Below are 25,804 nucleotides of genomic sequence, written 5' to 3' on the forward strand. Positions count from 1 at the left end.
ATGAATGAAAAAATAGAAATAGGAAAAATAAATACTTTAAAAGTAAATAGAGTAAGTGAACCAGGAATATATTTGATAAGTGGCGATGAAACAGAAGTTTTATTGCCAAATGCTTATGTTGAAAAATCAATGTTAGTTGATAGTTTGTTAGATGTGTTTATTTATACAGATAGTGAGGATAGACTTGTAGCAACTACTTTAAAGCCATATTTATACCTACATGAATTTGCTTTTTTAAAAGTTGTAGATACTGCAAAATTTGGAGCATTTGTTGATATTGGTTTACCAAAAGATATTTTAGTTCCAAAAAATAGACAAAAAAGTAGTTTTTTTGTTGGTTCATACAAAGTTTTACAATTACAACTAGATGAAAAAACAAATAGACTTATAGCTTCTGAAAAATATGATTTATTAAAAAAAATAAGAAACTTAGAAAAAAATGATGAAGTAGAAATAATCCTTTATTCTAAAACACCATTAGGTTATAAAGTAATTGTAAATAATCGTTATGAAGGTATGATTTTCCATAGTGAAGTTTTTGAAAATTTAAAAATTGGTGACAAAAAAAGAGCTTATGTAAAAAATGTGAGAGAAGACAATAAACTTGATATATCTTTACAAAAAATAGGTCAAAAAATAGTAGATGATAAAGTTTTTGAAGTTTTAGAAAAAAATGATGGAAAACTGAATTTTACATATAAAAGTGAAGCAGAAGATATAAAAGAAGTTTTTGGAATAAGTAAAAAATCTTTTAAAGCATCTTTAACAAAACTTTTAAGTGAAAACAAAATAATTTTAGAAGAAAATTGCATAAGGATAAAATAAAAAATATCTTGATTTAGAATAAGAGTATTTTTATCCGATTTCACTATAATTTCAAAAATATATTAATAAAGGATTTATAAATGGCAACAGTAAAATTTAAAGGTGAACTTGAAGTAACTTTAAATGGTACAGAATTAAATGTTGGTGATATTGCTCCAGTTGTTACAGTTGTAGGACAAGATTTAAGTGATATTACTATTGGTGGACAAAATGGAAAAGCTCAAGTTATTGTAGTTGTTCCTTCTTTAGATACAGGTGTTTGTGCAACTGAAACTAGAAGATTTAATAGCGAAGCAGCAAAAATTGAAAATGCAGAAGTTATTGTAGTTTCTATGGATTTACCATTTGCTATGAAAAGATTTTGTACAACTGAAGGAATAGAAAACTTAAAAGTTGGTTCAGATTTTAGAGCAAAAGCTTTTGCTAAATCTTATGGTGTTTTACAAGCAAATGGACCATTGGCAGGACTTACAGCTCGAGCAGTATTTATCATAAATGCTTCTGGAAAAATTGTTTATAAACAAATAGTTCCAGAAATTACGGCTGAACCAGATTATGAAGCAGTTTTAGAAGCTGCAAAAGGTGCTACATCAACTTCTTGTTGTGGAAGTTGTCACTAATTTTTAAAGCCACTTTTGTGGCTTTAAACTTCCATATTCTTCTTTTTTTCTTTCGATTAACCAAAAATAGTTATAATATGTACAATAATAATTTTTTATAAAGGAGAAATTATGTTCAAAAATTTATTTAAAACGATGCTTTTATTGAGTTTAGGATTTTTAACGTTAAATGCTTCAGTTGTAAATGATGGATTTGAAGAGTTAGAAAAAGGAAATGTTTTAGAAGCTGCAAATATTTTTCAAAACAGTTGTAATGAAGGTGCAAGTTCTGGTTGTTATAATCTAGGACTTATGTATTACAAAGGTGATAAAATTGCGAAAAATTATCCAAAAGCAGTACAACTTTTTTCAAAAGCTTGTGATTTAGGACATACAAATGCTTGTTACAATTTGGCTTATATGTATGAAAATGCACAAGAAGTAAAAGACTCTTTTAAAGCTGTTGAACTATATGAAAAACTTTGTAATCAAGGAATTAGTGCAGCTTGTTATAATCTTGGAACTATGTATGAAACTGGTGATGGAGTTGAAAGACACACTTTTAAAGCGGTTGAATTTTTAACAAAAGCTTGTGATTTGAATCATGCAAAAGCTTGTTATAACCTAGCTGTAAAATACCAAAATGAAGATGGAGTTGAAAAAGCACCTTTAAAAGCTGCAAACTTATATATAAAATCTTGTGATTTAGGAAATGCATCAGCTTGTTATAATCTTGGAATTATGTATAGCGATGGTAAATTTTTTGCAAAAAATAGTGCAAATGCAAAAGAGTATTTTAGAAGAGCTTGTGATATGAATTTTGATGAAGCTTGTAAAGCTTACAATAATCTCAATAAATAAATTAAAAAAGGCAATTCAACTATTTAGTTGAAATTGCTTTTTTATCTAATTTTGTAAAAATACGAATATAAATTATCTCAGCTATTAGTTCTATAAATGTTTGAGTTACAATAACTGCTGGAAGTAGTGGCAAAGCATTTGGTACGGCTAATGCTAAAGGTAAAATAACTAAAGAGTTTCTTGTTGATGAACTAAAAGCTATTGAAACTTTTTCCTCTTTTTTTAATTTAAATAGTTTTCCTACACTTAATCCAACCATTGGAGCAATAATTGCAAATGCCACATAAATAGGAATAACATATAAAATATCATTTATTGCTAAACTTAACCTTGGAACAACAGCTAAAATAACAATAAATAGAACTAAAGCAGTTGATGGAACTGGTAAAATATTAAATACATCTACGATTTTTTCTCCAAAATTACTTTTCTTAGACCAAATTTGAAATATAGTTGCAAGAGAAAATGGAATTAAAATCAAAAAAATAAATGCTTCAATAAATGGTGAAATTTCTACAAGCAAAGAAGCTTCTTTTCCTAAAAAGATGTTTAGATAAATTGGTAATAATGACATTTGAACTATTAATAAAATCGGAGTTGAGCTAAGAAGAAGTTTTGCATTTGCTTTTCCTAGATGTGAAAATGTAACAACATAATCAATACAAGGAGTTAATAAAACAAACAAAACTCCCAATTTTAAAAGTGGATTATCTGGTAAAAATTGTATAAGACTAAAAACAATAATTGGAATAATAATAAAATTTGAAAAAAGCAAAGCAAAAATAAATTTAATATTTTTAAACACCGAAGTTAGCTCTGATATAGGAACTTGTAAAAAAGTTACAAATAGCATTAGCGCTAAAGCTGGATTGATTGCTGTTTCAAAATATGATGTATTTGGAATAAAAAAAGTAATTAATATACTAATACTAATAGCTATAAAATATATTATAATTTGCTGATTTTCTAATAGTTCTTTTATCTTTGAAAAATTCATATATATCCTTATTTTCTTGTTTTGAATCAATGATACTGATATTTATAATAGCTAAAATCAAATAAAAAATTTAGGAGAATTTATGTTTTCTTGGTACAAAAAATTTACCTCACAGCCACATCAACCTTTTTTTGTAAATGGTGTTTTATTTTTTGCTCTTTTTATGATGCTATTTATTTTGATTTATTCAAATCTTTTAAATGTTCAAGCGCCATTACTTGTATATCATGCTTATAGTTTGGTATTTGTTGTTTTTATTCAGTTCTTTTTAGGCTTTTTATTTGTTGTTTTTCCAAAATTCTTGATGCAAAGTGAAATTGCTTCAAAAGATTATATGCGACTATTTTATATATATTTTATTTCAAGTTTGGGAATATTTTTAAGTTTAATCTTTTATTCTAAAATCACTATTGTTTTTCAAGTTTTACTTTTAATTGCACAAATTCTTAGTTTTAATCTTCTTTATAATATTCATAAAAAAAGTGTTATTAAAGTAAAAGAAGATACTAAATGGGTTTTAATATCTTTTTTCGTAGGACTTATTTCTCATTTTGTGTTTTTGGTTTCAAATTTAGATTTTATAAATTCATATTTTTTCTCAAAACTTTCGATTAATAGTGGATTTTATCTTTTTTTATTTATGATTATTTTTACTATTGCTCAAAGAATGATTCCTTTTTTTACAACGGCAAAAGCTCCAAATTATGTGATAAATAAAAGCCCAAAAATAGTTCAAACAATCTTTTTATTATTAATTTTAAAAGTTTTTTTATTGTCTTTTGAAAATGCAAAATTAAATCTTATTGCTGATATTCCACTTTTATACGTGATAACAAAAGAGTTGATAAGATGGAAATTACCATTATTTAAAGTTCCTTCTATTGTTTGGGTTTTATATCTTGGACTTTATTGGATAGTTGTTGCTTTTTTTATTTCTATTATAGAAAGTGTATTTGCATTTATTGCTCCAAATTTTTATTTTGAAAAAGCAGTTATTCATACTTTAGCTTTAGGATATTTTGTAACATTGCTTCTTGGTTTTGGAACAAGAGTTATTTTAGGACATTCTGGAAAAGTAATCATCGCAAATAAATTTGCAACTTTTATATTTATTGTTATGCAATTTGTTGTATTACTTAGAATTTTTTCTTCTATTAGCACAAATTTTGGATTTGATTATGTGTTCTTTATAAATTTGACAGTATTTTTATTACTTATACTATTATTTTTATGGTCAAGTAGATATGTTACTATTCTAATAGAAGGTAAATAACAAACAATAACATTTAAGAATTAATAATATAAAATGAAAGGAGAATTTTTTATGTAGTTTCATTATAAAATAATTTATAATAGCAAAGAATTGTTCAAATCTAAAATATCTATAAAAAATAGTTGGAAAAAAGATTAGTGTTATTTTTACGTGAAATGTAATTAAAAATTTGATTTAGAATTAAAATTAATTTATTTATAAATATTAGAATGAAATTTATAATGCTACTATGGATTAAAAGGGTATGTTTATGAAAATGATAAGAAAAAAATCTTGGCAAATAAATGAAAATCTTGTAACGCCTCAAGAGTTTTTTGAAAAAAGAAGAAGTTTTATAAAACTTGGAGCAGCATCATTAGTCTCAAGTGGAATGATATTAGAACTTTTAGCAAATGAAAAAGACTCTTTGCCACCTTTAAAACTAAATAGTTTTGAGCAAATAACTTCTCATAATAATTTTTATGAATTTACTACAAATCAAAGTGCAGTTAAAGATATGGCACACACTTTGAAAACTAAAAACTGGAAAGTAACAATTGATGGTTTAGTTGAAAAAACGATGGAAATTGATTTAGATGATTTGAAAAAAATGTTTGATATTGAAGAGAGAATTTATAGATTTAGATGTGTTGAAGGTTGGTCTATGGTTGTTCCGTGGAATGGATTTGCACTTTCTAGTTTAATAAAAAAAGTAAAACCACTTTCAAGTGCAAAATATTTAAGATTTGAAACATTAGTTGATAAAGATAGTTTTCCAGATCAAAACAGAGGCGTATTTTCAACCCTTGATTATCCTTATGTTGAAGGATTACGAATGGATGAAGCTATGAATGATTTATCTTTTTTAGCTACTGGACTTTATGGACAAAATTTACCAAAACAAAATGGTGCTCCAATAAGACTTGTTGTACCTTGGAAATATGGATTTAAGTCAATTAAATCAATTGTAAGAATCTCATTTGTAGAAAAAGAACCACTTAATACTTGGCAAATACAAAATCCAAAAGAGTATGGTTTTTATGCAAATGTAAATCCAAATGTTGACCATCCAAGATGGTCTCAAAAAAAAGAGAGAGTTTTAGGAAGTTTTTTAAAACAAAATACTTTAATGTTTAATGGTTACGAAAATGAAGTAGCAAGTTTGTATAAAAATATGGATTTAACAAAGTATTTTTAGTGGCACGATTTTTTATATATTTATTAAGTTTAGCTCCTCTTGTTTACTTAAATATTAGCTTATTTATATTTGATAATGTAAATGACCCAATTAAGTACATCTATACAATAACAGGTGCAACAGCAACATTAATACTATTTCTTACAATCTCGATTTCTCTCATAAGAGATAGAATAAACCTAATAAAATATAGAAAAGAAGTAGGACTTTTAGGATTTTTTTATGCTTTATTACATCTTTTAAATTTTGTAGTTTTAGATGCTTCTTTTGATTTAGATTTTATTATAAAAGAGACTATTGAAAAACCATTTATATATCTTGGAATGATTGCTTTTTTTATAGTTTTATTTATGTCAATAACTTCAACAAAACAACTTTTTAGGAAATATAATAAATATCATAAACTAATATATTTAGCTTTGATTTTAATAACAATTCACTGGATAATGGCACAAAAATCAGTAAATATTCCCCAATATATTTACATTCTAATTATAATTTTTATAGGTTTTTCAAAATTATTTCAACAAGTTATAAAAAATATTAAAATAAATAGTTTAAGTTAACTCTCCATTAATTTATGGTTGAATTTTAGTTAATCGTGAGTTACTATAATTTTTTTATGGATAAGTAATTGAGCAACTTATTCATATGAGTATTTTAAGATGAGATTTCTTAAATAGATAATTTTTTATGTTTCCTTGTGTAAAAGGGCGCTTCCCCTAGGCGTCCTTTTTTTTTCTATCTTTTTAACCCCTTTTATGTTACTATTCCCAAATGATTTCACTTTTTAAACACACAAACGAATAATTTTTATGCCTTTATCAAATTTAAATCAAGAACAATTACAAGCAGCAACTTGCCATCAAGGATTTAATCTAATAATTGCGAGTGCAGGAACAGGAAAAACTTCAACAATTGTTGGAAGAATTGCTTATTTATTAAATAGTGGGATAAATCCAAAAGAGATTTTACTTTTAACTTTCACAAATAAAGCAGCAGCAGAGATGATAAATAGAGTTGCTAAATTTTTTGGAAAAGATATAGCAAAAGAGATTATGGCAGGAACTTTTCACTCTGTTTCATATAAACTTCTAAAAGAACTAAATGTAAATATTACTTTAAAACAACCAAATGAACTAAAAACACTTTTCAAATCAATTTATGAAAAAAGAGTTTTTTTTGATAGAAGTGATGAGGTTTCACCTTATGATGGTGGATATTTATATGATATGTACTCTTTATATTTAAATTCAAATGATGGAGAAGATTTTGCTTCTTGGATAGTATCAAAAAACTCTTCTCATGAAATATATACTTTGATTTATGAAGATGTTGTTGATGAATTTAACGAACTAAAAACAAAATATGGTTATGTAAATTTTGATGATTTACTTACAACTATGCTTAAAATTTTAAAAGAGAAAGATTTTGATTTTAAAGAGATACTTGTTGATGAGTACCAAGATACAAATCCTCTTCAAGGAAGACTTCTTGATTCTTTTAGACCAAAATCACTTTTTTGTGTTGGAGATTATGACCAAAGTATTTATGCTTTTAATGGCTCTGATATAGGAATAATCTCTACATTCTCAACAAGATACAAAGATGCAAATGTTTTTACTTTAAGAAAAAACTATCGTTCAACAAAACCTATTTTGGATTTAGCAACAAAAGTTATAGAGTTTAATGAAAGAGTTTATGAAAAAAAACTCGAAGTTGTAAGAAAAGAAGATATTTATAAACCAAAACTTTTGGCTTTTAATGAACTTTTTTCACAATATGAATATATTTCAGAGCTTATTTCAAAAAGTCAAACACCTCATAGTGAAATAGCAATAATATACAGAAACAACTCAAGTGCAGATGGAATAGAAGCAAATTTAAGAGAATTTGGAATTGCTGCTAAAAGAAAAGGTGGAATGAGTTTTTTTGACTCAGTTGAAGTAAAATTTATACTTGATATTTTAGTGATGCAAGTTTCTCACAATGATATGATGGCATTTATTCATATAGTTGAACATGGAAAAGGAATAGGAAAAGCTATTGCAAAAGATATTTTTGATGCTTTAATTAAACTTGGTGATGGAGATATTATAAGAGGATTATTTCAACCTAGAATTGATATCTCAAATCCTTATGAAACAAAAGTAAAAAATCAACAATTAGGGCTTTTTGATGATTTTATAGAGTTAGGTTCAATTTCAAAATTTAAAGATTGTAACTTTGAAGAGACATTTTTAAGTAATCCTATATTAAAACATCCAAAGTTAAGCGTTGATGGTGGAAAATATCTTTATGATATTTATTTACTTTTAAAACATTTAAGAAGAACAAAAATTCCTGAAACATTAGTTGCAAGTATATCTTCTTCGATGGCATATTCAAAACTAAAAGATTTTTTAGCAACAAAAAGAGCAACACAAAAAGATGGAACAATAAACGATATTCAAAAAACAAAAGCATTAGCAAAAATAAATAGAAAAGCGATGCTTTTAAAAAATCTAGCAAGAAATTTTAATGATTTATCGAAGTTTATAAACTCTATGATTTTAGGTGGAAGCGAAATGAGTGAAGGTGAGGGTGTAAATCTACTTTCTATTCACGCAAGTAAAGGTTTAGAGTTTAAAGAAGTTTATGTAATAGATTTGATGGATGGAAGATTTCCAAATAGAAAACTTATGAGTAAAGGTGGAAGCTTAGAAGAAGAACGAAGGCTTTTTTATGTTGCAGTGACGCGTGCGAAAGATATTTTGTATTTATCTTATGCAAAATATGACAAAATAAAAAAGATGACATTTGTAGCAAGTCCCTTTTTAAAAGAAGCAGGAATGGCTATAAATGAAGAAGAGGATTCTTAACTTTAAGTCAATTATAATAGAATATAAATATTTTTTTAGGTAGAAAATGGAAAAAATTATTTTAATAATAACAGTATGTATGATAATTATGGCAGCTCCAATTATCTCAAAAATGATAAAAACACCAGTTGTTGTTATAGAGATAACATTGGGATTACTTTGTGGATATTTGGGCTTAATTTACAGTGATGAAACTTTAAAATTAGTTGCTAAATTTGGATTTGTATATTTGATGTTTCTAGCAGGGCTTGAGATAAACTTTAAGCTTGTAAAAATTATAAAAGCAACTTTGGCTGTAAATGTAATACTATATTTTATTTTATTGTACACAATCTCTGGACTTGTTTGTTGGTTATTTGGTTTAGGACTTACTTATTTTGTAGCTCTTCCAATTTTCTCTTTGGGTATGATAATGATGCTTTTAAAAGAGTATGGAAAAGAACAACCTTGGCTAAATCTTGCCTTATCAATTGGGGTTGTTGGAGAAATTATTAGTATTTTAGCTTTAACCTTATTTAGTGGTTGGACAGAGTATGGATTTACAAGTAATTTCTTCTACTCAATTTTAACTATTGCATTAGTTATTGTAGCTATTATTTTACTTTTAAGAGTTTCTTATGTTCTTTTTTGGTGGTTCCCTGAGATAAGAAATTTTATTATTCCAGAAAATCAAGATGATAAACATGACCAAGATATAAGATTTTCTTTATCTTTATTATTAATTTTTGTTTCTATTATGTTAATACTAAAAATTGATGTTGTTTTAGGAGCATTTACAACTGGACTATTTTTTAAGATGTTTTTTAACCAAAAACATGAATTATTAGAAAAAATAGAGTCTTTTGGATATGGTTTTTTTGCACCAATATTTTTTATCTATACAGGTTCAACTGTAAAACTTGATATGGTAACTTTAGAGATTTTACATCATGCTATTTTTATTATGTGTGCAATTATAACTATTAGATTAATTAGTTCATATTTAGTTTTTTATAATTATTTAAAATTTAAACAAACTATGCTTTTTGCTCTTAGTGATTCAATGCCATTAACTTTTATGGTTGCAATTGCAATGCTTTCATATAACTATGGACTTATATCTCAAGATGAATATTTTTCATTTATAATTGCAAGTATAATAGATGGTCTATTTCTTATGATTTTAATCAGAAAACTATACAAATATTTTATTCCTCACACTTAAATTTCTAAAATTTTTCTAAACAAATAATGAATATTTATTCATTATTTGGATTCTTTTTATAAAATTAAATATCTTCTATAAGCCCCATGTATCAATGCTATTCTAATGCTACTAAAGCCCTAAAATTCGCTATTTTTTTATAAGAAAACTTAATAATTTAAGTTTCATTTTATATTTTAATATCTATAATGATTTTATTAAGAAATTAATATAAAGATTTTTATATTTTAGGAGGTGAAAGTTGAAAAAGAGCGATGTTTTGGATATTAAAAAAGACTCAGATTTTGTTATTCAAACAAGTAGGAGAGAATTCTTCAAAAAAACTGCAATTTATTCTGCTGGAGCCTTAAGTGTAAGTTCAGTATTGTCGCCAGTTTCTCTAAAAGCTGATGACCCTGCGATTATTAATGAGGCGCCTTGGGGACAAAAATTGGGTGATCCTGTAGACAAAAATTTATATGGTGTACCATCACCTTATGAGCATAATAATATTAGAAGAACTCATGATTTATTTTCATCAGGAGATCCATATGCATCTGTATCTATGTGTCCAATCCACGAATCTGAAGGAATTATTACTCCAAATGGATTATTTTTCACAAGAAATCATGGTGGAACAGCTCATGTTGATCCAAATGAATGGAGATTAATGATTCATGGAAAAGTTAAAAAAGAGATAGTTTTAACTTTAGATGATTTAAAAAAATATCCAAGTGAAACAAGAATTTATTTTATTGAGTGTCCTGCAAATGGAAGTCCAGAGTGGAGAGGTCCACAATTTAATAGTTTACAATTTATGAAAGGTCTTATGAGTGCTGCACAATGGACTGGAGTTATGTTAAAAACAATTCTAGATGACTTAGGACTAGAAAAAGATGCAGTTTGGATGTTAGCTGAAGGAAGTGATAATGCCTCAAATCCTAGAACAATTCCAGTTGAAAAAGCACTTGATGATGTTATGGTTGTTTGGGCTCAAAATGGTGAAGCTTTAAGACCTGAACAAGGTTATCCTGTAAGACTTATTGTTCCAGGATGGGAAGGTAATTTAAATACTAAATGGTTAAGAAGATTAGAATTTAGTGATAAACCTTGGCATTCAAAAGAAGAAACTTCAAAATATACAATGCTTCAAAAATCTGGAAAAGCTATTCGATATTTTTGGGTAAATGAGGTAAATTCAGTAATCACTAGTCCCTGTCCAGAAAAGCCATGGACAAACCTTAAAAAAGGTGAGTTAGTGGAAATTGAAGGTCTTGCTTGGTCTGGTCATGGAACTATTAAAGGTGTTGATATTTCTTTTGATGGTGGAGATAATTGGGTTGAAGCAAAACTTAAAGGTTTAGTTTTACCAAAATCTTGGACTAGATTTAGTTATATGATTAGATGGGAAGGCAAACCTTTAATATTAGCAAGTAGGTCTTATGATGATTTTGGAAATATTCAACCAACAATTGATCAAGAAACAAGCGCAGTTGGTGTTGAATCAGTTTATCACAGAAATGCAATTGTAACTTGGGAAATTACTGAAAAAGGAGAGTGTAACAATGTTCAAATTAGAAAACACAAAAAAGCTTAAAAATACTCTTCTTGGTATAAGTTTAGTAAGTTTTTTAGCAACAACTGCAATAGCGGCTTCTAAAGAAACTTCAGTTGATGGTGCTGTTAAGTATCCTCTTAAAGATGGGAAATATTCATCTTATTATGTTAATACGCAAACAGTAAAAGATTCAAATATTGGAAGAATACCAACTATTAAAGAAGTTAAAGCATGGGACGTAGATGTTAGACCTGATGGAACAGGTTTACCTGAATTTGATATGAAAAATGGTGAAATAGTTCTTGGTGAAGATGGAAAACCTAAAAAAGCAGAAGGTTCTGTTGAGTTAGGAAATGAACTTTATGATGCGCAATGTGTTATGTGTCATGGTGATTTTGGTTCAGGAGGAAAAGGTTATCCTATGCTTGCTGGTGGTTCTAAAGAATCATTAAAGGTTCAAAGATTAAACCCAGCAGATGAACATCCAAATCCAGATACACCAGTAAGAACAATTGGTTCATATTGGCCATATGCAAGTACGCTTTATTGGTATGTTCAGGATTCTATGCCATTTACTCATCCAAAAAGTTTAACAAATAGTGAAACTTATGCGATAACGGCTTATTTATTGTCTGTAAATAATATTACTATTGATGGTGAAGAACTTGATGATGAGTATGTTTTAGATAAAGAAAAACTTATGAAAGTAATAATGCCAAATCATGATGGGTTCTATCCAGAAGTTGATACAAAAAATCCAAGAGATGGCGTTAAAAATATGACAGCATTATTATCTAATCCAAAAATATATGGAACTGGAACAAGATGTATGAAAGATTGTATAAAAGAAGATACAAACAATCTTTTAATGAAAATAAATATTGATTTAACAGCAAATGCAAATCAAGCAATGTCAGTTGAAAGAAGTTTACCTAACATCAAAGCTGATTCTGTAAAACCTGGGCAAGTTGATTATCAATCAAGTTGTTCTGTTTGTCATGAAAATGCTGCTATTGGAGCACCTGTTTTAGGAGATAAAGTTGCTTGGACTAAAGTACTTGAGAAAGGAGTTGATAAAGTTTATTTTAATGCAATAAATGGTGTAAATGCTATGCCTCCTAAGGGAGGAACTGATTTTAGTGACGAAAAAATAAAAGAAATAATCGATTATATGATTAATTCTAGTAAATAATAAAGGAGAGTATTATGAGTCTAATCAAGAATTTAGTAAAAGCAATAGCAGTAAGTGCAGTTATAGCAATTAGTAGCTTTGCAATAGATGCTGATTTAGTTAAAAAAGGTGAAAAGATTTTCACAACTAATACACAAGGTAATTGTATAGCATGTCATGCAATAAATGGTAAAACTTTAGATGGACCTGGTAGCATGGGACCTGTTTTACAGTATTTGTCTTTGTGGCCTGAAGAAGCGTTGTATGATAAAATTTATGACCCATACATTTCTAATCCAATTTCTGCCATGCCAGCATTTGGAAAGAATGGTTGGTTAAGTGATGATGAAATTAAAGCACTAGTTGCTTATTTAAAAACAATAAATTAATAAAAAGGAAAAAAAATGATTAACAGAAGAAATTTTTTAGGTTTAGGATTAGCTGCATTAGCAATAGCTGCAGTTCCTGGTAGATTAAGTGCTATTGATTTTAGAGAGACAAAACCAAAAGCTTGGACAGCTACAAAAGTTGATGATGCAATAAAAGAACTTTTTGGATCATCTACTTTAGTTGATGGTGGAATTAACTTAAGTGCTCCTGATATTGCTGAAAATGGTGCAGTTATTCCAGTATCTTTTAGTACAGAGTTAAAAGCTACAAAAATTGCAGTATTTCAAGATGCAAATCCTGAAAGTGCAGTTGCTGTATTTAATCTAAATGAATTTAGTGTTCCTGATTTTGCAATAAGAATTAAAATGGCAAAAACAGGAACTGTAACAGTTGTTGCAGAAGCAGATGGAAAATTACATTCGGCTTCTAAATTAGTAAAAGTTACAATTGGTGGATGCGGTGGTTGATTTAATTTCAACTAAACAAATAAAATAACAAATAAAAAATAATATAAAGGAAATAAAATGGCAGGTACTACAAAAATTAAAGCAAAATTAAAAGATGGAATAGTTGAAGTTAAAGCATTAGCTACTCACCCAATGTTAAGTTATCAAGAAGCAGAAAGAGCTAAAAAAGAACCTAACTTTATTACTTACGTTATTGCGAAAGTTGGAGATAAAGTTGTTTATGAAGCATCTACTTCTCAGTTTTTATCAAAAGACCCATATTTGAAATTTTCATTTAAGGGTGCAAATGTAGGTGATACAATTGAACTAACATGGAAAGATTTAAAAGGTAATACAGACGTAAGTAGCGAACAAATCAAATAATTGCTTAAAAAAGTGATTAATTTTTAAAGGAGAGACCATGTTATCAAAAGTAGTAAAATCAACAGCTCTTTTAGTATTAGCGGCATATTCATTAAATGCCGCTAATTATAATGCAGGAGCAGAAAAAGATAGACTTGCATTAATTAAATATTTTGAATCTAAATTTGCTGATCCAGAAAAAAATAGTAATAGATTTTTCCCTTATTCAACACAAGAAGAGTTAAAAAATGATTATGAAAAAAATCTAAAGCATCACGATTTTAATATTGGAACATATGCTTTTTCAAAAGATGCAAAAGCTCAATATGAAGCAATAAAAGAGATGCCACCATATGAAGATGCTATTGATGCTGGAGAAGAATTATATAAAAAAACATTTGCAAATGGTAAATCATTTGCTTCATGTTTTCCTGATACGACAGCTATGAATCTTTTTCCTTATTATAATGAAAAGAAAAATGATGTTGTAACTTTAACATCTGCTGTTAATGATTGTTTAAGAGATAATGGTGAAAAAGAGTGGAATACACAAAAAGGTGATATGGCAAATTTACAAGCTTATTTAGTAAACCAAACTAAAGAAGCTGGAAAAAAATTTGATATTAAAATCCAAAGTGAAGCTGCAAAAAAAGCTTATGAAGCTGGAAAAGAGTTCTATTATTCACAAAGAGGTTATTTAAAAATGTCTTGTGCTACTTGTCACGTTCAAGGTGCTGGACAAAGAGTTAGAAATGAAAAACTTTCAACTTTAACAGGACAAATTACTCAATTTCCAGTGCATAGACTAAGATGGGAAGAATTAGGTACATTAGAGCGAAGATTATCAGGTTGTATTGTTGACCAAGGACAAGTTGCACCAAAAGATGAAAGTAAAGAGATGAAACAACTTGCTTATTTCTTAGCTTATATGTCAAATGGTATGAATATTGATGGTCCAGATATAAGAAAGTAATGAGGTGAAGAAAATGAAAAATAGTGTTTTAAAATTCGCAACAGTTACAGCATTAGTTCTAGGACTAACAACTTTAGGTGCTTCGGAATTATCTAAATTAGATGTTAAAAAAGAGTGTAATGTTGAAGCAAATGGTGTTGAAAAAGTTATTGCAACAGCAGCAAAATATAATGAAATAGCAGTTAAACATCAAGTTGAATTTATGAGACTGGGGATGAAAGCTAGTCAATATATTGAAGCAGTTAACAATTCATTGAAAAATGGATTAAAAACTATTGATATTGTTGATGCAAAAGGTAAAAAAACTGAAGAAGCAACGATTGAGTTTGGAGCTTGGCGAGCTTGTTCTTTTGCAATTGGTGCAGTAGTTCAAGAAGAAGAAGCTAAAACTACTTGGAAATTAGCAAGTCCTAGTGATGGCTATAAATATTAGAGATATTTAATAGTTATTGTTTTTGAAAAAGTCAAGATTGTGTTTCTTGGCTTTTTTTATTATCAAAATAATATGTATATTAAAGCTTTTTGAGTTTATGTTTATATACAAATCTATAAAAAGGTAAGAAAATGAGTAAATTAAGTCGAAGAGAATTTATTTACATGATGGCTGTACTTGGTGCTGCTCCAGTATTTGCAAATTCGCATACAAGAATGGTAGGAACGAGTGCTAAATTAGAAGATTATTATAAATTAAAACCATTTGGAAATGCAAGATTATTGCATATGACAGATTCTCATGCACAACTACTTCCTGTATATTTTAGAGAACCAAGTGTTAATCTTGGATTTTTTAGTAATTTTGGAAAACCACCTCATATAGTTGGTGAAACATTTCTTGATTATTATGGAATCAAAGGTAATAAAAGGCTTGAATATGCATATTCATGTGTAAATTTTGAAAAACATGCAAAAGCCATGGGAAAAACTGGTGGTTTTGCTCAAATTAAAACAGTTGTAGATTTTCTAAGAGATAGTTTTGGAAAAGATAAAACTCTTTTATTAGATGGTGGAGATACTTGGCAAGGAACAGCAACAGCTCTTTGGACAAGAGGAAAAGATATGGTTGGTGCAATGAATTTACTTGGTGTTGATGTTGCTGTTGGACATTGGGAATTTACATATAAAGCTGAAGAAGTTTTAGCAAATGTAAAAGAACTTAAAGCTGAATTTTTAGCTCAAAATATTTTTGTTAAAGAAGATTCTTTAATGAATGGGGTAGAAGCTTATGATGAAGATAGTGGATTAGCATTTAAACCTTATACAATTAAAGAATTAGGTAAATCAAGAGTTGCAATTATTGGACAAGCATTTCCTTATACGACTATTGCAAATCCACAAAGATTTATTCCTGATTGGACATTTGGAATTAAAGATGACAAAATGCAAGAGCTTGTAAATAAAATCAAAGCAGAAGAAAAACCAGATGCAATCATTGTTTTATCTCATAATGGTTTTGATACAGATAAAAAAATGGCAGAAATTTGTACAGGAATAGATTTTATTATGGGTGGACATACTCATGATGGTGTTCCTGAAGCAGTACCAGTTAAAAATGCAAGTGGAACAACTTATGTTTGTAACGCTGGAAGTAATGGTAAATTTTTAAACGTTTTAGATTTAGATATTCAAAATGGAAAAATCAAAGATTTTAAATTTACGTTATTACCAATTTTTTCTGATTTAATAGCTGAAGATAAAGCTATGAAAAAATATATCGAAGATGTAAGACTTCCATATTTAAAAGAACTTACAAGAGAAATTGCGACAACAGAACAGACTTTATTTAGAAGAGGAAATTTCAATGGTTCTTGGGATCAAATTATTTGTGATGCACTTCTAGAAGTTAAAGAAGCACAAATTTCGCTAAGTCCAGGATTTAGATGGGGAACTTCTGTTATGCCAGGACAAGCAATTACTTTTGATGATTTGATGACACAAACAGCTATGACATATCCCGAAACTTATGCAAGAGATATAAGTGGAAAAGATATAAAAGATATTTTAGAAGATGTTGCTGATAACTTATTTAATGAAGATCCATTTTATCAACAAGGTGGAGATATGGTAAGAACAGGTGGAATTTCATATAAAATCAATCCAAAAGCAAAAATGGGTGAAAGAATTTCTGATATTGTTCTTACAAAAACAGGAGAAAAACTTGATGCTTCAAAAGCATATAAAGTTGCTGGTTGGTCAACTGTTGGAGCTCAAAGTGATGGTGAACCTATTTGGGAAACAGTTGAAACATATTTAAAAAATATAAAACATATTAGTAAAGTTAAAATAGATACTCCTGATATTATTGGAGTAAAAGGTAATCCTGGAATTATCTAATTTTAAAAGTATAAAGAACTTTCTTTATACTTTTTTCAATTTAATAGATATTTTATTGAAATATTTTTTAAGTTGAAAGGAAAACAATGAAAATTATATTTTTATCTCTTTTATTTATTTTAAATCTTTTTGCAGATTTTAAAGAGGGAGAAACTCTTTTTAAAAGCAAATGTTCATCGTGTCATATTGATTATATTTTTATGAATGTTTTAAAAGAAAATTTCTTTGAAAAAAATAATAAGTTACTAAATCTTAAAGCACCAACTGTAAATATGATTGTTTATGCAATTATGGACAGTCCTAAAAAAATAGGTGATTCTAATGATATAGAAATGCAAGAGATGGAAATAGAAAACTATTTAAAATCATATTTAGAAAATCCTGATAGATTTAACTCTATTTGTGATGAACATATTTTACCTTTTTATGATAATAAAATGAGTATGAAAGGGGAGTTAAAAGATGAAGATTATAAAAATTTAACAAACTATTTTATGCTATATAAAGATAATTTAACAATATCAAATAAAGAGATTGAAAAATCTTTTTCTTCTACAAATGAAAAAGAGATTATAGAAAAAGCAAAAAAAGAGAATAAAAAAATAATAGTTTATGCAAGTTCAAAATCTTGTTTTTTTTGTAAAAGAATGGATAGAGATGTTTTAAATTTAGATGAAGTAAAAAAAGAGATGAATAAACATTATATCTTTGTAAAAAATGATATGGATGAATCAACTTTACCTTTTGATTTACAAAAGGTTTATAAAAAAATTACACCAACATTTTTTATTTTATCAAAAGATGGAACTTATATAAAACAGTATCCAGGTGCTTGGATAAAAAGTGATTTTTTAGAAATTTTAAAAGAGAATAACAAATGAAAGTTTTAGAAACTTTTAGTGCTACAAAAGAAGCACATGGTTTTATAAGACCAAAAGTAAAAGAACTAAATTTAATAGAGAATTTTGGAATAGAAAATGATAAATTTGCAGGGAAAAAACTTGAACAAACTGTTATGATAGTTGGATTAAAATCTTATGAAATAGCACGTCAACAAAATATAAATTTAGAGTTTGGGAGTTTAGGAGAAAACATTTTATTGGATTTTGATCCACATGATTTTGAAATCGGAACAAATTTCATAATTGGTGATGCAATTATTGAAATAACTCAAGTTTGTAGCGTTTGTAGTCATTTGAGTGTTTTTGATAAAACTTTGCCACAATTGTTAAAAGCTCATAGGGGAGTTTATTGTAAGATAATTAAAAGTGGTTTTATACATAAAAATATGGAAATAAAAATAAAAGGATAAATAATGATTAAAAAATTTGTATTAATTTCTTTGTTGGCAATATTTTCATTTGCCGAATCAAAATTTAGTGATCCTCAACCAACTTTTGAAAATCCAAGAAAAGTAGTTTACTCTTTATATGTTGGTGATTTAGAAACAGTTAATCATACAATTGGTTCTATGTATAATATTCTAAAAGAGTATCCAAGTGAGAGTTTAAAAATAGTTGTTGTTGCTTATGGAAAAGGTTTACGAACTTTAAAAAAAGATTATGACAAAAAAACTCTTGATAGAATCAAATCTTTGATGGAATATGATGTAGAGTTTGTAGCTTGCAGAAATACAATGGAGACTATGAAATGGACTGAAAAAGATTTTATAGATGGTATTTCTTATACTCAAGCTGGAATTGTTGAGGTTATTGAAAAACAACAAGAAGGGTATATTGGAATAACTGCTTATTAAAATAAAAGGAGAATAAAATGTTAAAAAAAACTTTAATAATATCAAGTTTAATTTTGGTTTCAAATCTATCTTTAAATGCAGCAAAAATCTCTAAAGATGATTGTTCAAAAAAAGGCGAAAGTTTTATTTATGCTGGAAATGAATGTATCCAATATAAAAAATTTTTAGGTGAAGAAGAGGGTGCTTTAAATATTATTGTTCATGGAACTTGGAACGAAGGAACAGATACTTTAGCAAGATATTCACCATTTGTAGAAGATTTAGCTATGAGAACAGATATAACAACAATTGCAGTTGCACTTCCAGGATATTCTCAAAGTTCTACAAATAATTTTCCATCACTTTCAAGTAAAGGTGTAGAAAACTTAGGTGCTAAAAAAGAGTATGTAGAGTTTGTTGCTTCTTTAGTTGAGGCTTTAAAAGAGAAATTTAAAGCAAATAAAATTACATATATTGGGCATAGTGCAGGTTGTATGATGGGTGCAACAATAACAGGTTTAAAACCAGATTTAATAAATAATCTTGTTTGTGCTGGTGGAGTTTATAATATCCACGAAAAGAGTAAAGAAAAAGATTTAATCTCAATAGTTGATGTTTTAGATAATGTATCAAAAAATACAAAATTTGTACTTCTTTATGGAACAGCTGATGACATATCAAAACCTCAAGTTACAAAAGATTTCTATAACTTAGCAAAAAATAAAGGCTTTGATGTAAAACTTGTAGAAGCAAAAGATGCTGTTCATATTGATTTAGATATGACAACAGAAGCAAAAGATTCAATAGAAGAGATTGTTACAGATGATTGATAAAAATAGGTTTTAAAACCTATTTTTACTCTATTTTGATAATAACTCGTGGAATTTAGCTAACCACTCAGGATGTGCTGGCCAAGCGGCAGCTGTAACTAAATTTCCATCAACAATGGCACTTTCAAATCCAATATCTGCCCATTTCCCACCACTTAAGTCAACATCAGGAGAACAAGCTGGATAACAAGAGCATGTTTTATTTTCAATAATCTTTGCAGCTGTTAAAAGTAAAATTCCATGACAAACTGAAGCAATAGGTTTATTTATTTTATTAAAATTCTGAACAATTTCAATAACTCTTGAATTTAGCCTAATATATTCAGGAGCTCGTCCTCCAGGTATTAATAAACCATCATAAACAAATTCATTAATATCATCAAAAGTTGCATTTAAAGTAAAATTATGACCAGGTTTTTCAGTATAAGTTTGGTCACCTTCAAAATCATGAATTGCAGTTTTTATTTGTTCTCCTGCTTTTTTATTAGGACAAACAACATCTACACTATAACCTAACATTTTTAAACATTGATAAGGAACCATAAGTTCATAATCTTCAACAAAATCTCCAGCTAAAATCAGAATTTTTTTTGACATAATTTTTCCTTTATTTGAATTTAGGAAGATTTTATATGAAAATGAATTAAAATAATATTTATTTAAAAAAGAAATTAATCCTCTTCATAAAACTCTAATTCTCTGTATGCATCATAAACATTTCTGCTATTTAATTCATCATACAAAGCTTTGTCTTTAAACTCTTCCATCGTAACAACTTTTGCTATTTCATTTCCTGTTACTTCATTTTCAATTGCTTGCATTACTCTTTGTTTTAAAAGAGTGAAATATTTTACCATTTCATCTGTTGCAGTTTTTGAGGTATCTAGTCCATGTCCTGGAATCAAAATATCCCATTTTTTAGAGTTTATCATTTCAATAGCTTTTAAAGCACCAATAACTGAACCATCTCTATTTGACGTTACTCTACCATTCATTACTAAATCACCAGAAAATAAAACTTTTTCATTTGGTAAATAAACAAACAAATCGTCTGAAGTATGAGCTTTTAAACCAGTTGGAATAATATTAATTTCTTTATTTCCTATTTTTAAAGTAGTTGTTTCATTTATAACTTTATCTATAGGAACAAATTTTGTTTTTATTTTATTTTCTTCAGAAAGTACATTTAATCCTCTAATTTGAGAAGTTGTATTAAACTCTATATTTATTGATTTTGGACCATAAATTGTTGCATTAAATTTTTCTTTGTAAAAACTATTTCCTAACCAGTGATCATCGTGGCTGTGCGTAATTATTACATTTTTTACTGGAAGATTTTCTATTTTTTTCATAGTTTCATATGCTTGTTTTGCAAAGTCATAACTAACACCTGAATCAATTAGTGTATAACTATCTTTTGTTTTTATATAACAACTATTAGACATAAATCCACCATTTTCTTTTGAGGGAGCTTCAAGTTTTCCAAAAAAACACCAAATATCAGAAGAAACTTTTGTAGCTTTTAGATTATAGTCAAAAGCAAAAATGTAATTTGATACAAGAATTAAAACTAGAATATTTTTTAGCATACAACTCCTTTTTTACGACATAATAAAATATTATATTATAATGTCTCTTTGTATAAGTAATAGTTTTAACTTTAAAGAGGTGAGATAAAATGGATAAGAAAAAACAGATGGTATTTAATTTAAACAATTTTCTTTTAGCAATGAGTAATATCTTAGATTTTAAAGAGTTTGATTTAAAAAATACTAAATTAAATCATTTTAAAAGAGTTTCTTATATAGCTCTAAATTTAGGAATAAAATTTAATTTTGAACCTAAAATAATGGCAGATTTATGCTCTTTAACTTTGGTTTATACTTTAAAAAAAAATGATTTAGAGAAATTACCTTTTTTAAATGGAAAAGAATTTTTAGAAAATAGTTTGATAAAAGAGATTATAGATTTCTCTTCAAAGTTAGACAAGATGTTTAATTTAGATGATAATCAAATAGAAAATAGAGTTAAAGCAATAGAATTTGTAAAAGAGAATAAAGAAAATTTTTCAAATGAATTAATAAATAATTTTTTAGAAGTTTCATCACAAATATCTTTTTGGTTGGATTTACAATATGAAAATGAGATTTTGATGTATATTTATTCATCTTTACACGATTTTACGACGGTTTCAGATTTTGAAGAAATTTTAAATTTAACAACTATATTTCATAAATTAGAAAATAAAAACTCACAACTTCTTCAAAGAGCAAATATAATAACAGATGAATTTAATTTTGAACATAAAGATAAACAAATATTTTTAATAGCTACATCTTTACAAAATATTGGAAAAATGATGATTCCAAGTTCCATTTTAAATAAAAAAGAGAAACTATCTTCAAGTGAGTTAGAAATTATAAAATCATATCCTTACCATACAAAAAGAGTTTTAAGTTCAATTATGGGATTTACAGATATTTTATCTCTTGTAATAAAAGTACAAGAAAGATTAGATGGAAGTGGTTATATTTATGGATTTGAAGCTAAAAGTTTAAGTTTAAAAGATAGGTTATTAATTTCTTTAGTAATTTATAATGCTTTAAGAGAAGATAGAAGTTATAGAAATGCTTTTAGTCACGAAGAAGCAATAAAAATTATGGAAAATGAAGCAAAAATAGGCAAAATTGATGAAAGTTTGATTGGAATTTTTGATAATGTTTTTAAATAAAATTGGAGGAAACTCCAATTTTATTAAGGTTTTACAGTTGTAAGCCCTAAACTTAACCAAGACTGCATTCCGCCTCTATACCATTTTAACTTTTCTTCTGGATAACCAATAGCTGTTAAAGCTTTCATAGATTCAGGTGATTGTCCACACCAAGCTCCATTACAAAACATTAGGATAGTTTTTGCATTTGAAAAGTCATATTTTCCATTTACTTTTTTTACACCTAACATCTCTACATACTCTTCAAACTCATCTGGATATTGAGATTGTTTCATGTAAATATAAGGGATATTTACAGCACTTGGAATAGTTTCATGGTAAAACCAATTTTCAGTTCTTGAATCTACTAACATCATATTTTTATTTGTTTTAGCTTTTTCTATAAACTCTAAAACTTCAACTTCTCCAAAAGTTTCAACTTTATCAGAATATTTCATAGGTGAAATTTTACCCATATATGTTACAAATGCTCTTTTACAATTTGCATTTACACTCTCAGAGGCTTGATGTTCTCCCCCATATACAACTTTTGGGTCAAAACCTACATCTTTGCACTCTTCTTTTTTTTCTCTTTTTATTGTAACTGTTTTATTCTCATCTTTTGAATTTTTATAAGTTACTTCTACACCACTTGTTTGTAAATCAGCAGCAAATATAAGACTTGCTAGCACTGTACTTCCTAAAACTATTTTAATCATTATCTCTCCTTAATAATAAAATGTGGAATAGTTAGATTATAACAAAAATTAATAAAAAATAACATTTTTATATAGCATAGCTATTTTAGAAATTTATAATGGGTATTTTGGGAAAATTGCAAAATTTCATCATAAGTAAAAACTAGATATAATCTAACTTATTTCAAAAAATTATAGGATTTTTAATGAGCGAAAAATACGAACCATCAAAGGTAGAAGATAAATTTTATAAAATTTGGGAAAGCAGAGGATATTTTGAAATTGATGGAAATAAATCAATTCAAGAAGAAGGAAAAAACTTCGCTATTATGATGCCTCCACCAAATGTAACAGGTAGCTTACATATTGGTCATGCACTTACATTCACTCTTCAAGACATAATCACAAGATACAAAAGAATGGATGGATTTAAAACTCTTTGGCAACCAGGAACTGACCACGCAGGAATTGCAACACAAAACGTTGTTGAAAAACAACTTTTAGCTGAAGGCACTACAAAAGAAGAACTAGGACGTGAGAAATTTCTAGAAAGAGTTTGGAAATGGAAAGAGTTTTCAGGTGGTACAATCGTTCATCAAATGAGAAAATTAGGAGTAAGTCCTGCTTGGAGTAGAGAGAGATTTACTATGGATGAAGGACTTAAAGAAGCAGTTAAAGAGGCTTTTGTTCATTTGTACAACGAGGGAATGATTGTTCAAAATAACTATATGGTTAACTGGTGTACACATGATGGTGCATTATCAGATATCGAAGTTGAACATGATGAAGTTCAAGGTAAATTTTATCATATGAATTATCATTTTGCTGATGGTTCTGGATATGTAACAGTTGCAACAACAAGACCTGAAACATACTTTGGAGATACAGCTATTATGGTTCATCCAGAAGATGTTAGATACTCTTCAATAGTTGGAAAAGAAGTAATTTTACCATTAACGACACGAAAAATCAAAGTAATTACAGATGAACATGTTGATATGGAATTTGGAACAGGTGTTGTAAAAGTTACACCAGCTCATGACCAAAATGACTACGAAGTAGGTAAACGTCACGATTTAGAGTTTATTACTTGTTTTGATGAAAAAGGTATTTTAAATGACTATTGTGGAGAGTTTGCAGGACTTGAGAGATTAGAAGCTCGACCTTTGATAGTAAAAAAACTTCAAGATGAAGGTTTTATAATAAAAATTGAAGAGCATGTTCATCAAGTAGGGCATTGTTATAGATGTAAAAATATCGTTGAACCATATATCTCTAAACAATGGTTTGTAAGAAAAGAAGTAGCAGCAAAATCAATTGAAAAAACTTACGCGGGAGAAGCAAAATTCCACCCAAGTCATTGGTTAAACTCTTATAGAGCTTGGATGGATGAATTAAGAGATTGGTGTATTTCAAGACAACTTTGGTGGGGACATAGAATTCCAGTATTTTATTGTGATGATTGTGGACATCAATGGGCTGATAAAGCAGATGTTCCTCACTCTTGTCCAAAATGTGCATCTAAAAACTTTACTCAAGACCCAGATGTTCTTGATACTTGGTTTAGTTCTGCTCTTTGGGCATTTTCACCACTTGGTTGGGGAAATAATGGACAAATGAATGGAACATTTAATGAATCAGATTTAAAAGATTTTTATCCAAACTCTTTACTAATTACTGGTTTTGATATTATGTTCTTTTGGGTAGCTAGAATGATGATGATGGGTGAACATTTTAGAGGTGAATTACCATTTAAAGATATTTATATGCACGCACTTGTACGTGATGAACATGGTGCAAAAATGTCTAAATCAAAAGGAAATGTAATCGACCCACTTGATATGGTTGAAGAGCATAGTGCTGATATTATAAGATTTACGTTAGCTTATTTAGCAGTTCAAGGAAGAGATATTAAGCTTGGTGCAAAAAATTTAGAGCAATTTAGAAACTTTACAAATAAACTTTATAATGCTTCTAATTTCTTGGCACTTAATGTTGATACTTTCCCTGATTTAAAAGATATTGAGATTAAATCTCCTCTTGGATTATATATGCAAAGCAGACTAAGTGATGCTATTGATGAAGTAAGAGGTGCATTAGAATCTTATAAATTTAATGAAGCAGCTTCAGTTTTATATAGATTTGTGTGGACTGAATTTTGTGATTGGGGAATTGAGTACTCAAAAGCTAGTAAAGATAGTATTGTTGAACTTGGGGCAATTTTCAAAGAGACTTTAAAAATGGTTTCTCCTTTTATGCCATTTATTTCGGATTTCTTATATCATAAATTAAGTGGAACTTCTTTAGAAGAGGGTGAATCTTTAATGATTATGAACTTCCCTAAAAATGTTAAAAAAGATGAAAAAATCGAAGAGATGTTTTCTATTATCGAAGAAGCAATTACTGCAATAAGACGTGCTAAAGTTATCATAGATATGGGTAACTCAAAAATTGCAAAAGCATATATCAAACTTGATAAATCAATTGATACAGCTGTTGCAAAACCATTTATTGAAAAATTAGCAAAAGTTGAAGATATTGAGTTTGTAAATGCAAAAGTTGAAAACAGTATCACTGACGTTTCAAATAACTTAGAAGTTTATCTTCCAACAAGTGAAATTGATATGAAACCAATCATTGATAAATTAACTAAACAACAAGAAAAAGCTCAAAAAGAGTTTGATAAACTAAATGGTATGTTATCAAATGAAAGATTTGTAGCAAATGCTCCTGCAAATGTAATAGAAGAGAATAAAAAAGCATTAGAAGAAGTAAAAACTAGACTTGAAAAGATTGAAGCTGAACTTAAAAGTTTGAGTTAAA

At 27.8% G+C, this 25,804-nt stretch carries 26 protein-coding genes; 22 read left to right on the forward strand and 4 right to left on the reverse strand.

Annotated features, from left to right (window positions below; translation table 11 throughout):
• The 3 genes from CKV87_RS02785 to CKV87_RS02795 all read left to right on the forward strand — a co-directional run bounded on the left by CKV87_RS02785 (position 1) and on the right by CKV87_RS02795 (position 2,285).
• Positions 1–825: a CvfB family protein gene (locus CKV87_RS02785; protein WP_012012342.1), complete on the forward strand. Its 825-nt coding sequence runs from the start codon at positions 1–3 to the stop codon at positions 823–825.
• A gap of 80 nt (positions 826–905) precedes the next feature.
• Positions 906–1,445 carry a thiol peroxidase Prx-SUH gene (gene prx-suh, locus CKV87_RS02790; protein WP_012012343.1) on the forward strand — a complete coding sequence of 180 codons (540 nt, stop codon included), beginning with the start codon at positions 906–908 and terminating at the stop codon, positions 1,443–1,445.
• A 111-nt stretch (positions 1,446–1,556) separates the two neighbouring features.
• Positions 1,557–2,285, forward strand: a complete 729-nt coding sequence (locus CKV87_RS02795; protein WP_012012344.1) for a tetratricopeptide repeat protein — start codon at positions 1,557–1,559, stop codon at positions 2,283–2,285.
• Between the two features lie 19 nt (positions 2,286–2,304).
• On the opposite strand, the gene CKV87_RS02800 is transcribed toward CKV87_RS02795, so the two are convergent.
• A complete protein-coding gene (locus CKV87_RS02800) occupies positions 2,305–3,282 on the reverse strand; it encodes an arsenic resistance protein (protein WP_012012345.1) in 978 nt (325 codons plus the stop codon).
• Between the two features lie 82 nt (positions 3,283–3,364).
• On the opposite strand from CKV87_RS02800, the gene CKV87_RS02805 reads away from it, so the two are divergent.
• The 17 genes from CKV87_RS02805 to CKV87_RS02885 all read left to right on the forward strand — a co-directional run bounded on the left by CKV87_RS02805 (position 3,365) and on the right by CKV87_RS02885 (position 19,573).
• A complete protein-coding gene (locus tag CKV87_RS02805; RefSeq protein ID WP_012012346.1) occupies positions 3,365–4,555 on the forward strand; it encodes an NnrS family protein in 1,191 nt (396 codons plus the stop codon).
• A 250-nt stretch (positions 4,556–4,805) separates the two neighbouring features.
• Entirely contained in the window at positions 4,806–5,732 is a 927-nt protein-coding gene (msrP, locus tag CKV87_RS02810) for a protein-methionine-sulfoxide reductase catalytic subunit MsrP (protein ID WP_012012347.1), read from the forward strand.
• Positions 5,732–6,298, forward strand: a complete 567-nt coding sequence (locus CKV87_RS02815; RefSeq protein ID WP_012012348.1) for a protein-methionine-sulfoxide reductase heme-binding subunit MsrQ — start codon at positions 5,732–5,734, stop codon at positions 6,296–6,298. The genes msrP and CKV87_RS02815 overlap by 1 nt, the downstream gene beginning before the upstream one ends.
• Before the next feature lie 249 nt (positions 6,299–6,547).
• Complete coding sequence (locus CKV87_RS02820) at positions 6,548–8,593, forward strand: ATP-dependent helicase (protein ID WP_012012349.1); 2,046 nt, start codon at positions 6,548–6,550, stop codon at positions 8,591–8,593.
• A 46-nt stretch (positions 8,594–8,639) separates the two neighbouring features.
• Positions 8,640–9,797 carry a cation:proton antiporter gene (locus CKV87_RS02825; RefSeq protein WP_012012350.1) on the forward strand — a complete coding sequence of 386 codons (1,158 nt, stop codon included), beginning with the start codon at positions 8,640–8,642 and terminating at the stop codon, positions 9,795–9,797.
• Positions 9,798–10,038: 241 nt separating this feature from the next.
• Complete coding sequence (gene soxC, locus CKV87_RS02830) at positions 10,039–11,373, forward strand: sulfite dehydrogenase (protein WP_012012351.1); 1,335 nt, start codon at positions 10,039–10,041, stop codon at positions 11,371–11,373.
• Entirely contained in the window at positions 11,342–12,526 is a 1,185-nt protein-coding gene (locus tag CKV87_RS02835) for a c-type cytochrome (protein ID WP_012012352.1), read from the forward strand. The genes soxC and CKV87_RS02835 overlap by 32 nt, the downstream gene beginning before the upstream one ends.
• Before the next feature lie 14 nt (positions 12,527–12,540).
• Positions 12,541–12,894 carry a sulfur oxidation c-type cytochrome SoxX gene (gene soxX / locus CKV87_RS02840; RefSeq protein WP_012012353.1) on the forward strand — a complete coding sequence of 118 codons (354 nt, stop codon included), beginning with the start codon at positions 12,541–12,543 and terminating at the stop codon, positions 12,892–12,894.
• A gap of 15 nt (positions 12,895–12,909) precedes the next feature.
• Positions 12,910–13,362, forward strand: coding sequence for a thiosulfate oxidation carrier protein SoxY (gene soxY, locus CKV87_RS02845; RefSeq protein WP_012012354.1), 453 nt, complete (start codon positions 12,910–12,912; stop codon positions 13,360–13,362).
• Positions 13,363–13,419: 57 nt separating this feature from the next.
• Entirely contained in the window at positions 13,420–13,725 is a 306-nt protein-coding gene (gene soxZ / locus CKV87_RS02850; protein ID WP_012012355.1) for a thiosulfate oxidation carrier complex protein SoxZ, read from the forward strand.
• 37 nt (positions 13,726–13,762) lie between these two features.
• Positions 13,763–14,677 carry a sulfur oxidation c-type cytochrome SoxA gene (gene soxA / locus CKV87_RS02855; RefSeq protein WP_012012356.1) on the forward strand — a complete coding sequence of 305 codons (915 nt, stop codon included), beginning with the start codon at positions 13,763–13,765 and terminating at the stop codon, positions 14,675–14,677.
• A gap of 13 nt (positions 14,678–14,690) precedes the next feature.
• Complete coding sequence (locus CKV87_RS02860) at positions 14,691–15,110, forward strand: hypothetical protein (protein ID WP_012012357.1); 420 nt, start codon at positions 14,691–14,693, stop codon at positions 15,108–15,110.
• Between the two features lie 131 nt (positions 15,111–15,241).
• Positions 15,242–17,008, forward strand: coding sequence for a thiosulfohydrolase SoxB (gene soxB / locus CKV87_RS02865; RefSeq protein WP_012012358.1), 1,767 nt, complete (start codon positions 15,242–15,244; stop codon positions 17,006–17,008).
• An 86-nt stretch (positions 17,009–17,094) separates the two neighbouring features.
• Positions 17,095–17,889, forward strand: a complete 795-nt coding sequence (locus tag CKV87_RS02870; RefSeq protein WP_012012359.1) for a thioredoxin family protein — start codon at positions 17,095–17,097, stop codon at positions 17,887–17,889.
• Complete coding sequence (locus tag CKV87_RS02875) at positions 17,886–18,320, forward strand: MOSC domain-containing protein (protein ID WP_012012360.1); 435 nt, start codon at positions 17,886–17,888, stop codon at positions 18,318–18,320. Before CKV87_RS02870 ends, CKV87_RS02875 begins: the two co-directional genes overlap by 4 nt.
• A gap of 3 nt (positions 18,321–18,323) precedes the next feature.
• Positions 18,324–18,764: a DsrE family protein gene (locus tag CKV87_RS02880; RefSeq protein WP_012012361.1), complete on the forward strand. Its 441-nt coding sequence runs from the start codon at positions 18,324–18,326 to the stop codon at positions 18,762–18,764.
• Between the two features lie 17 nt (positions 18,765–18,781).
• Positions 18,782–19,573, forward strand: a complete 792-nt coding sequence (locus CKV87_RS02885) for an alpha/beta fold hydrolase (protein ID WP_012012362.1) — start codon at positions 18,782–18,784, stop codon at positions 19,571–19,573.
• Between the two features lie 30 nt (positions 19,574–19,603).
• Here CKV87_RS02885 and CKV87_RS02890 read toward each other — a convergent pair whose 3' ends face one another.
• Entirely contained in the window at positions 19,604–20,170 is a 567-nt protein-coding gene (locus CKV87_RS02890) for a DJ-1/PfpI family protein (RefSeq protein ID WP_012012363.1), read from the reverse strand.
• A 74-nt stretch (positions 20,171–20,244) separates the two neighbouring features.
• Positions 20,245–21,162 (reverse strand): MBL fold metallo-hydrolase, encoded by a 918-nt coding sequence (locus CKV87_RS02895; protein WP_012012364.1) that lies wholly within the window; start codon positions 21,160–21,162, stop codon positions 20,245–20,247.
• Positions 21,163–21,251: 89 nt separating this feature from the next.
• On the opposite strand from CKV87_RS02895, the gene CKV87_RS02900 reads away from it, so the two are divergent.
• Complete coding sequence (locus tag CKV87_RS02900; RefSeq protein WP_012012365.1) at positions 21,252–22,304, forward strand: HD-GYP domain-containing protein; 1,053 nt, start codon at positions 21,252–21,254, stop codon at positions 22,302–22,304.
• Between the two features lie 23 nt (positions 22,305–22,327).
• Here CKV87_RS02900 and CKV87_RS02905 read toward each other — a convergent pair whose 3' ends face one another.
• Entirely contained in the window at positions 22,328–23,002 is a 675-nt protein-coding gene (locus CKV87_RS02905) for a rhodanese-like domain-containing protein (RefSeq protein WP_012012366.1), read from the reverse strand.
• A 185-nt stretch (positions 23,003–23,187) separates the two neighbouring features.
• Here CKV87_RS02905 and CKV87_RS02910 point away from each other — a divergent pair, with 185 nt between their 5' ends.
• Positions 23,188–25,803, forward strand: coding sequence for a valine--tRNA ligase (locus CKV87_RS02910; protein ID WP_012012367.1), 2,616 nt, complete (start codon positions 23,188–23,190; stop codon positions 25,801–25,803).
• Position 25,804 lies beyond the last annotated feature (1 nt).

Source organism: Aliarcobacter butzleri (assembly GCF_900187115.1).
Taxonomy (GTDB): domain Bacteria; phylum Campylobacterota; class Campylobacteria; order Campylobacterales; family Arcobacteraceae; genus Aliarcobacter; species Aliarcobacter butzleri.